The 8,314-nt window shown below is 66.1% G+C and carries 13 protein-coding genes; all 13 read right to left on the reverse strand.

Going from position 1 to position 8,314, the window contains the following annotated elements; translation table 11 throughout:
• Positions 1–49: 49 nt before the first annotated feature.
• The 13 genes from AN233_RS03155 to AN233_RS03210 all read right to left on the reverse strand — a co-directional run bounded on the left by AN233_RS03155 (position 50) and on the right by AN233_RS03210 (position 8,285).
• Positions 50–550 carry a hypothetical protein gene (locus AN233_RS03155; protein WP_058365402.1) on the reverse strand — a complete coding sequence of 167 codons (501 nt, stop codon included), beginning with the start codon at positions 548–550 and terminating at the stop codon, positions 50–52.
• A 108-nt stretch (positions 551–658) separates the two neighbouring features.
• The gene (locus AN233_RS16180; RefSeq protein ID WP_080508321.1) at positions 659–1,495 is read right to left on the reverse strand and encodes an HNH endonuclease; all 837 of its coding nucleotides are present in this window, start codon (positions 1,493–1,495) and stop codon (positions 659–661) included.
• Between the two features lie 30 nt (positions 1,496–1,525).
• Positions 1,526–2,041 (reverse strand): hypothetical protein, encoded by a 516-nt coding sequence (locus tag AN233_RS03160; RefSeq protein WP_058365403.1) that lies wholly within the window; start codon positions 2,039–2,041, stop codon positions 1,526–1,528.
• Positions 2,038–2,409: an HK97 gp10 family phage protein gene (locus AN233_RS03165; RefSeq protein ID WP_058365404.1), complete on the reverse strand. Its 372-nt coding sequence runs from the start codon at positions 2,407–2,409 to the stop codon at positions 2,038–2,040. The genes AN233_RS03160 and AN233_RS03165 overlap by 4 nt, the downstream gene beginning before the upstream one ends.
• Positions 2,406–2,813 carry a hypothetical protein gene (locus AN233_RS03170; RefSeq protein ID WP_058365405.1) on the reverse strand — a complete coding sequence of 136 codons (408 nt, stop codon included), beginning with the start codon at positions 2,811–2,813 and terminating at the stop codon, positions 2,406–2,408. The genes AN233_RS03165 and AN233_RS03170 overlap by 4 nt, the downstream gene beginning before the upstream one ends.
• A gap of 3 nt (positions 2,814–2,816) precedes the next feature.
• Positions 2,817–3,056 (reverse strand): hypothetical protein, encoded by a 240-nt coding sequence (locus AN233_RS03175; protein WP_058365406.1) that lies wholly within the window; start codon positions 3,054–3,056, stop codon positions 2,817–2,819.
• The gene (locus tag AN233_RS03180) at positions 3,049–3,351 is read right to left on the reverse strand and encodes a hypothetical protein (protein ID WP_058365407.1); all 303 of its coding nucleotides are present in this window, start codon (positions 3,349–3,351) and stop codon (positions 3,049–3,051) included. The genes AN233_RS03175 and AN233_RS03180 overlap by 8 nt, the downstream gene beginning before the upstream one ends.
• Positions 3,352–3,353: 2 nt before the next feature.
• Positions 3,354–3,764, reverse strand: a complete 411-nt coding sequence (locus AN233_RS03185; RefSeq protein WP_058365408.1) for a hypothetical protein — start codon at positions 3,762–3,764, stop codon at positions 3,354–3,356.
• A 3-nt stretch (positions 3,765–3,767) separates the two neighbouring features.
• Entirely contained in the window at positions 3,768–4,139 is a 372-nt protein-coding gene (locus tag AN233_RS03190) for a hypothetical protein (RefSeq protein WP_058365409.1), read from the reverse strand.
• Positions 4,140–4,144: 5 nt separating this feature from the next.
• Positions 4,145–5,302 carry a bacteriocin gene (locus tag AN233_RS03195; RefSeq protein WP_245625987.1) on the reverse strand — a complete coding sequence of 386 codons (1,158 nt, stop codon included), beginning with the start codon at positions 5,300–5,302 and terminating at the stop codon, positions 4,145–4,147.
• Positions 5,303–5,307: 5 nt separating this feature from the next.
• The gene (locus tag AN233_RS03200) at positions 5,308–5,799 is read right to left on the reverse strand and encodes a hypothetical protein (protein ID WP_058365411.1); all 492 of its coding nucleotides are present in this window, start codon (positions 5,797–5,799) and stop codon (positions 5,308–5,310) included.
• Between the two features lie 3 nt (positions 5,800–5,802).
• Positions 5,803–7,326: a DUF7282 domain-containing protein gene (locus tag AN233_RS03205; protein ID WP_058365412.1), complete on the reverse strand. Its 1,524-nt coding sequence runs from the start codon at positions 7,324–7,326 to the stop codon at positions 5,803–5,805.
• A gap of 95 nt (positions 7,327–7,421) precedes the next feature.
• Complete coding sequence (locus AN233_RS03210; RefSeq protein ID WP_058365413.1) at positions 7,422–8,285, reverse strand: phage minor head protein; 864 nt, start codon at positions 8,283–8,285, stop codon at positions 7,422–7,424.
• Between the last annotated feature and the right edge of the window lie 29 nt (positions 8,286–8,314).

Raw genomic sequence — 8,314 nt, forward strand, 5'->3', positions numbered from 1 at the left:
AAGTGATCGGTCGTGCCGGACGCGCCGTTCGTGGCTGCTCCGGACATGATCAGACCGTGGAGAACTCGTGCTTGATCTCGCCCATCACGCGCAGGGTGATGGTCGCGTTCGCCGGGTCACCGCTGGCGAACTCCTCTTCGGTCTCCTCAACGCGGACGCGGGCCGCCTCGCGCTGGATGACCTCCGCGCCGTCGGCGTCCTCGCGGTCCTTGAAGACGTAGAGGCGGACGGCGTCGTGGATCTCGTTGAAGATCCGCGCCATCGTGGTGTCGTCGATGACGCCGAGCTCCTGCAGATCCAAATCTGCATTGTGGTCGAGCGGGATCTCGATCGTGTAGTCGACGTGCTCCGTGCCGGACTGCCGGTGGCGGGAGGCGTTCGGCTCGCTCTCCCACTGATTCGTGTTCGGCGTGATCGAGATATCGCCCGCGGTTCGGGCGAGGAACGTTTCGGTCTCTCCGGTTGCTCCGGGATCCTGGACGACGGAGACGTCGGTCCAGGCTCCCGACAAGGTCTCGGTTTCGTCGTAGCTGCTGGGTGCGCTGCTCATGGTTGTGTTCTGTTGTTGTAAGGTTCGCTGATTCGATCGGCTAGCTGTTCTCGCTCCGATGACGTGTCAGAATGCGGTCCTCGCCCCAACGGGTCATCGGACGCGGCGTCAGTCGGCGACTCCCTCCTCCTTCGCCGACTGTTCGACGTGCGGGTGGCAGGACTGACAGAGTGTAACCAGATTGGCCAGTGCGTGGCGCTCTTCTGGGTCGTCGATCTTCCGCGCAGGGACGACGTGATGGACGTTGAGATCCCGGCCGTAGGTGTCAAGGTGGTCTTCCCGACCGATCCCGCAGCGTCGACACTCATTCCCGTCGCGCTCTCGGACGGAGTCTTTCTTCGTTTCAGTCCAACCTGGGCCGTAGTTCTCACTTCCACCCTCCCACTGGGCGTGGTTCTCTCCGTGGAAGTTTTTACTGAGCCATTCGCCGAGGCAGGCTTGGTCGCAGAATTGATTGTCGTGGTTTTCGAGATACCACTGCTGTTTCGGGGTTTCCTCCCCACAGTTGCTACACGGGACAAGGCAGTAAAACCGAGCCCCGTATTTACAAGAATCCGAACAGAATCGGGCTGTCTCAGCGCGACTTTGCCTGACCCGGAACGTATCCCCACAAGTTTCACACACTTTCTCAATTCCTGCGATGGACTCTCCGTGAATCTGTGCATGATGTTTCTTCATGCCAGCTTGAGTGGAGAACGCACGGTCACAGGAGAGACACTCAACGCTACCGTTATTGCCGTCGGGGTTGTCTTGGCTCATGCTTCGGTTGCTCCGAAGCGCGGGGTCGGTGGCTTCAACACCGGCCTCTACTTTCAAGAGGTCAACCGCGCTTATCGTTAAATGGTTAGCAACCGGCATAAACGTTCTGTGTGGCGTTTTCGGCGTTTTTCCGGACACACCCACAAGCGTTTCAGTCGGGTCGTAGTCGCTGGGTGCGGAACTCATGAGTGTGTTGTCTGTGGGTCGGTTACTGCGCTATGCTCGCGGGCCGTCGTTGCCGACGACCGTCCGCGTGACGCTCCACCGCGCGGGGAGCGACCACTGGCCGCCGTCGTCAGACTCCAGCATCTCGGAGCCGCCGACCGGCCCGTTGGGCTGGAGATATGAGACGCCGAACGCGATGTTCGCGCGCTCCCCGACGAGGCTCAGAATGTCGTCCATGTAGGACTCGGAGAGTCCAAGAGCAGGGTCGTTGTCGACGGCCTGGCGCCAGCCGAGGCGGGCGACGACGGCCGCTTGGACGACGAAGTCGGTGCTCGTCGACGAGGATGTCGAGGTGCCGCCCCCGCCGCGCATCACCCCGACGGCGACGCCGACAGAGTAGTCGGTCTCCTGCAGCGTCTGCTGGGAGTAGATCTGCCGCGACGGGTCTGCGGGGCCGTCCACGGCCGCAAGACCACTCAGGTCGAGCGCGTCCAGCAGCGGCTGGTGCGTGCGGAGGTCCTCGAGGATCGCGTTCCGGAGCTGTCCGCTCCCGGTGTTGCGGGTCACGAGAGCCTCCGGACGGCGCTGTTCCAGGCGCGCTCAGCAGCGTCCTCGAACGTGCTCTTGTTCTGCTCGAGGGCCGGGCCGACGTGTGGGGTTCCGATGTCCATGAACTCCTGGTAGGGCGCGTGTTCGACGTCGGAGACGACGCGGACCTCGATGATCGCCTCGAGCACCTCCTCGATCTCGCGTTCGTACGAGTCGCGGAGTTCCCCAGTATCGACCGGTGCGAGGTCCTGGGTGTCATCGAGTAGCGAGTCCGCGAGGTCTTCAGCCTCCGCGGAGATCTCCTCGATGAGGATCGCCTCGAAGTTGAGCAGGTCGTCGATCATCCCGGCCGGCCCGTCGCCGAGCCACTCCAGGCCGGCAGTCACGACGATCCCTCTGGTTCGACGTCCTCGAGCTCGACGAGGACGTGGCTCGGTTGCTGCGGCCCGCTGTAGTGGACGTCTACGCTCCGGATCGCGAACTCGCCGTCGACGCTGGCGAGCCGGAGTCGCCAGTCGTCACCCTCGTCGATGTCGAGGACGAACTCGGAGTTCGGACCCATGTGGCCGGCCGTCCGAGCGGGGAGGTAGATTCGCGGGCTCGAGTAGACGCGGCCGCCCTGGTCTTCGCGGACGTAGCCCTTCCCGGCGGGCTCGTAGCGGCACGGTTCGTTGTCGACGACCGCGACCCATTCCTCGACCGGGATGGTCCCGCCGGCGCCGTCGTCGACGGTCTCGCCAGTCTCCTGGTACTGCTCGATCGTGACGAGATGGGTGAGCGTGCCGCGCATGGGTCAGTCCTCCTCGGCGTTGCCGACGTGGGAGTGCTCGACGCGAACATCAGGAGAGTCCTCCGCGGACGGCCTAGTGACGCCGTAACCACCCTCCCGTCCCAGGTCGGGGCCGCGAGGGTCGTTCTCTGGCGTCTCCGCGACACGGGAACGAGTGTACTGAGCGTCTCGTCGGAGGTAGCCCAGCGCGAACCCAGACACGAACCCTCCGACGAAGAGAGCCAGAAGGAGCGGGCTACTCATCCTCACCCTCCGACTCGTCGATCGCGTAGGCGTCGACGATCGCCTCGCCGCCACTGTTCCCGTCGACGTCCTCGACGTCGCCCGCGGCCGCGAGCTCCTGGAGGCGCTGGTACTGCATCGTCCCGAGCTCGTCGCGTGGGATGCGACCGTTCTCGTCGAGACGCTCCAGGTGCCGATCGAGTCGGTCGACCGCGCCCTCGGGCGGGTCGATCCAGAGCTCGCCGGCGCTGCGTCGGTCGCCACCCCCGTAGCGGCAGGACCGCGTGAGACGGTAGACGGCTGGTCGGTCAGCCATGGTTACCAGCCTCCGGACGTGTCCGGCACGGTGATGGACGCGGTCGGCTTCGCCATGTCGGCGAGTGTCCCCGACTGGTCCATCGTGAGCGCCTTCTGGCCGAGTGTCGTCGACTTGAGGTCCTCCCCGAACTCGCCGGCGTAGGACTTCCGTTCGCGGTCGGTCTGCTCCGATGTCGTCTGGCGGAGGTCATCGATCCCGGACGCGAGGATGTTGTGGCCGGCGAGATACCGCTCGATCAGCGCGAGACGGTCGTCCGACTGCCCCGTGTCGGCGAGGTCCTCCTCGACGATGAGGTTCGCCGGGTCGAGCCCGACCGTCTTGATCTGTGGGTCAGACAGCTGGACCGTTGGGAAATCCGTCCGTTCCAACTCCGCGCGGACCTTCTCGACGCTACTCCGGTAGTCGGACATTGCCTACCCCTCCAGTTCCGCGATGCGGGCGTCGATGGCGTCCTTGGCTGTCTCCCGGTCCTTGCCGTCCTCTTCGGCGTCCTTGATTGCCTCCAGGAGGTCGACATCCTCGACATCCTCGACCCGGTCGCGAAGCTCGTCGACGGTTCGCTCGGACGGGTCCGGATCGACCACGATCTCGTCGTCGCCATCGTCGATGGTGTCCGCGTCACCGTCGTCGACCGACGCCTCGGAGTCCTCGACTCGCGTGAGCGAGCGCGGGTGCTTCCGCAGCGTCTTCTCTGGAACCTCCAGCTCGTCGCCTTCCGTGTAGTGCTCGCGCTCGTGGCGGTACTCGCCACGGTCGACGCGAACACGAACAGTGTCCTCAGACATGAGTATCAGGCGTTGATGCCGGTCATCCGGACGATGCCGTTGATCTTGTCCGGCTGCTTGCGGACGAACGGCGTCCGCGAGGAGAGCAGGCGGGCGTTCAGTGCGGCACCACCGTCGGACTCCCAGGTGGTGTTGGTCACACCCTGGGCGTTGACGATCTGGAAGTAGCGCGGGTCGTTTAGGACCATGATCAGCGAGTCGCTGTCGAGACGCGGCGCCGGCACGACGTTCAGGTGGTCGTACTTGCGCTCGATGCGCTCGCTGACCGGCTCGTCGGTCGCCGACGTCTCGTAGTCCTCACGGGAGTACTCGCCCCACATCCCACGGGGAACGAACACCCACCCACCGACTTCCGAGACCAGCGGGACGTCGTCCTGGTCGTAGACGTCGGTCTGGTTCTCGACGGTGTCGTGGAGTTCCTTGAAGTCCGCGAGGATGTTGTTCGGGTCCGTGATCCAGCCGGCAGAACCAGACGCCTGGAGGATAGGGGTGGCGTCACTGTCGAGTCCGTCGACGCTGACGAGACCACGCTCGGTCTCGATGTTGCCGCCCCACCCGTCCCAGAGAGTGTCAGTCTCCGAGCGGTTCAGCGCACGGCGCGCCTCAGTCCCGACGGAGTCGTCGAAGTCCTCACCGAACGCCTGTGCGTTCTGGTACTCCCGCGCGTCGATCTGGTACTCGACCTGGTGCAGCGGGAGCGGGACGCCGTCCAGCCCGAAGCCGGGCATCTGCTGTTCGGACTGCGTCCGCATGTTCATCCCCGTCTCGGCTTCGAGCCGGGTGTTGCTCATCGGGTTGAAGTAGGCGTACCGCGACAGACTCGAGGAGACGCCGAAGCCGGCGCCGATGAGCTGGTCGACGATGGTCGACTCGACGAACTGGCTGTCGAGCACCATGTCGGTGATCTGCTCCCACGAGTCGACGACGAGCGTCGAGTCCGCGGTCAGCTCCTGCAGCTGGCTCTTGTCCGACGTCGACGTGACGCCGGTCGCCTCGTCGAGTTGGTTCCAGGTGTCCGGGCCGAACACCGAGTCCGCCCGGAGTTGGGCGAGCGCCTGCTCGCGGGCGCTCTTCATGGGGTTGTACAGTGCCGCCTGAGCGGTCAGGGGAATCGAGTCCTCGAACTCCTTGGGCCCCGAGACCTCGGGGCTCGAAACGTTCATGGACATCAGTAGAACTCCACGATGAGGAGGTTGTCCTCGTTGGACCGCGTGATCTCTTCCACGATGCGACCGACGAACTCAGTCGGCGAGTTCGTCCCGTCGACCGTCCCGCCGGCGTCGACGATGTGACCGTTCTGGTCCCACGCCGCCTCGGCGTCAGTCGGGTCGGCCGAGCAGTTCGAACTCTTGCGGAGCCGCGCCCGGTCGTACCGGAGGAAGCCGATGGTCTCGGTGTTGTCGCCGGCGTTGTAGCCCTGGTCGAGGGCGCTGGTGCCGGTGTCCGTGACGGTCATCCCGCCGCGGGGCGGGTTCCGCTGTTCGCGAACGACGCGCTTGGTGTTCTCGTCGGCACCGGCCTGCCGGACGTGCCAGTTGCCGTCGGCGTCCTTGTACGCGACCGCGCCCGTTCCCGGGTCAAGGGCCGCGTCAGCCTCGCCTTCGAGGAAGCTGTTCTCGTTGTGGACCTGTGCGATGACGCTCTGGTGCTCTGCGATCATGAGTTAGTCCTCCTTGACGCCGGTGCCGTACTCGTCAACCGCGTCGTCCGAGCCGGCCGTCAGCGTCGACGCCGCGCCCGCGTTCCCGGGCATGCTCGCCGCGAGCTCACCTCGGACGCGCTTGTACTCCTTGTCGATCAGCGAGTCCGCAGAGGCCATGAGGTCCTCGCGGTCCTCCTCGTCGTAGTCGTCGCTCTTCGCGAGGATCTCGGCGACCTTCTCGGCCTTCTCGTTCTTCGCGGTGGCCTGATCGACGATCTGATCGGCGTCGTCCTCAGTGACGAAGCCCTGATCTCGGAGGGCGTCGCCGAGCTGGTCGGCCGCTTCGTCGGGCGTCATCTCGCCCAGCGTCTTGTTGTCGTCCCCGCCGGCGTCGCCGCCGTCAGGGTCGTTCGGTCCGTCGGTCGTGCCGTCTGCGTTGTCTCCCATGTTGGTGTCTGTGTCCGAGCCGGATTCCGCCGGTTCGTCGCCGTCCGTTGCGCCTGCTGTCGCCTCGCTGGCCTCGCCGTCCATCACGCCGTCAGGCGCGACCGCGACGAAGCCGGAGTCGAGGTAGTGACCGCCGTCGCTCCGCGGGATCGGCTCCGAGACCTCGCCGTCCGCGTGGTACCGAAGCAGCGCGAACAGCGTCTGGTCCTCCTCGATCGACTCGTCGAGGCTGATCTGGGTCTCGGTCGGGTACTCCCCGGGCTCGAAGGGGTCGCTCATCCCGAGCTCCGGTCCGAGGCCGGCGCCGACGTCGGTGTACTCCTCGCCCGAAGCGTGGACCGTGATCAGCCACGGGGCATCGTCGAAGCTCGCGTCGCCGATCTCGACGGCGTCGCCGTCGGTCGTCTGGTCGGGGAAGAAGACGCCGCCGCGCCGGTCCTGCGAGTCGACGATGCCGACCCGCTCCGCGAGCCGGCGAACGAGCGACCGGGTGTCGCCATCGTCGTCGACGTCGGCCGCGGCCGTGAGCTCCGAGCCGATGTCTGCCGTCTCCGTCCAGGAGGCGAGCGCCTGGTTGGGCCCCCACTGCGCAGTGTTGCTCGGGGAGTCGCCCTTCGAGACGACCGAAAGGTCGCCGAAGACGATGTCGACCGCCTTGACGTCCGCCTCCGGACCGTCGTACGGCTCGGTGACCAAGAACGGGTGGACGGACACCTCGTAGCTCCCGCCCTGCACGCCGGCGGCGATCGTCTCGTCGTGGGTGGTAGCCTCGTAGCCGACGCCGCCCTCGGACTCGACCCAGCCGGCCTTCGGGACCTTCCCGACCGCCTCGTCGACGTCCGGCGGGTACTTCGGCCGACCCTGGTCGTCCTCAGGGTGGTCCTTCGTGAGTGGTTCTCCCGCCTGCGTCTCGGCGGCGGCCTTCAGCTCCTCCTCCGTAAAGAGGACGCGCTCGCCCTCCTGCGTGTGGAGGATGTCGCCTGCAGCGACAGCGATCCCGCCGAATCGCCACGGCGGATCGTCCTCGTCGTTCTCTGCAGATGCGGTGAGCCGGCACGTCCGGGCCGACACCCGCAGGTCTTCGTTGTGGGTTTTCATGTCATGTCTGTGAGTTTCGTCGGCCCGGGTCCTCGCCCCTCACCGCTCTCGCGGCGGGTGTCGTACGGGGGTCATCGGCCCGGGCACGCCGTCGGTCAGAAGACGTCGCGAACGTCAGTCACGCGCCACTGACACCGGCAGTTGTTGTGCGTGTCGTCCGGGATGACGAGCTGCTGCGCCTCCTCGAGACTGTAGGTGCCGGCGAGACCACGGCACTGATCGCAGACCTTGTCGTCGCCGGCGGTCTGGTACTCCGCCTCGACGTCGAGTTCGACGGCTTCGTCGACCCGGTCGTACGAGGTCAGCTTCGTCGTGTTGTACTGGTTCACCACCCGGCCGCTCGCAGTGGCAGTGACCTGCGACTTGTACACCTGCGCCCGCTCTGAGATGTCGCGCATCAACTGCGACTTCGCGACGTTGCCCCCGACCGCGGCCGTCACGAGCGACCGCGCGTCGGTCGCGTAGTCGTCCATCCATGACTCGACTCGCTGCCGGGTGTCCTCCTGCTGGAGATCGATTTGGTCCTGGATGGCGTCCTGTTGGATGACGTCGTCCGCGGGATCGACATCCACGCCGAACCGCCTGAGCTCGCCGTTCGCGGTTCGGGCGGCCTGTTTACTCGCCCGCTCGAACCAGTCGCGGACCTTCCGCGCCTCGATCGGGTCGAGGACTTCCGCCTGGATCGCCCGCTGCAGCCAGTCGTCGAACCGGCGGGCGGTCTCCGCCGCGGAGAGATCGGCCCATCGCCCGCCGGTACTGTCGCCGAGCCCGAGCGCGTCCTCCTCAACGAGCAGCTGGCGGATGTCCGAGTTGAGGTGGCCGATCCGACCACGGAGGAATCGGGCGAGCGACCGCTGGATCGACGTCGTGTTCGTCGGGTCGACGCGACCGGATTCCTCGAGGGCGTACTCTGCTGCCGTCAGCTGGCGGCCGTAAGTGTGCGCGTGGGTGCTACTCATCGTCCACCTCGCCACCGTCGGCGACCGCC

Source organism: Haloparvum sedimenti (assembly GCF_001462205.1).
Lineage (GTDB): Archaea > Halobacteriota > Halobacteria > Halobacteriales > Haloferacaceae > Haloparvum > Haloparvum sedimenti.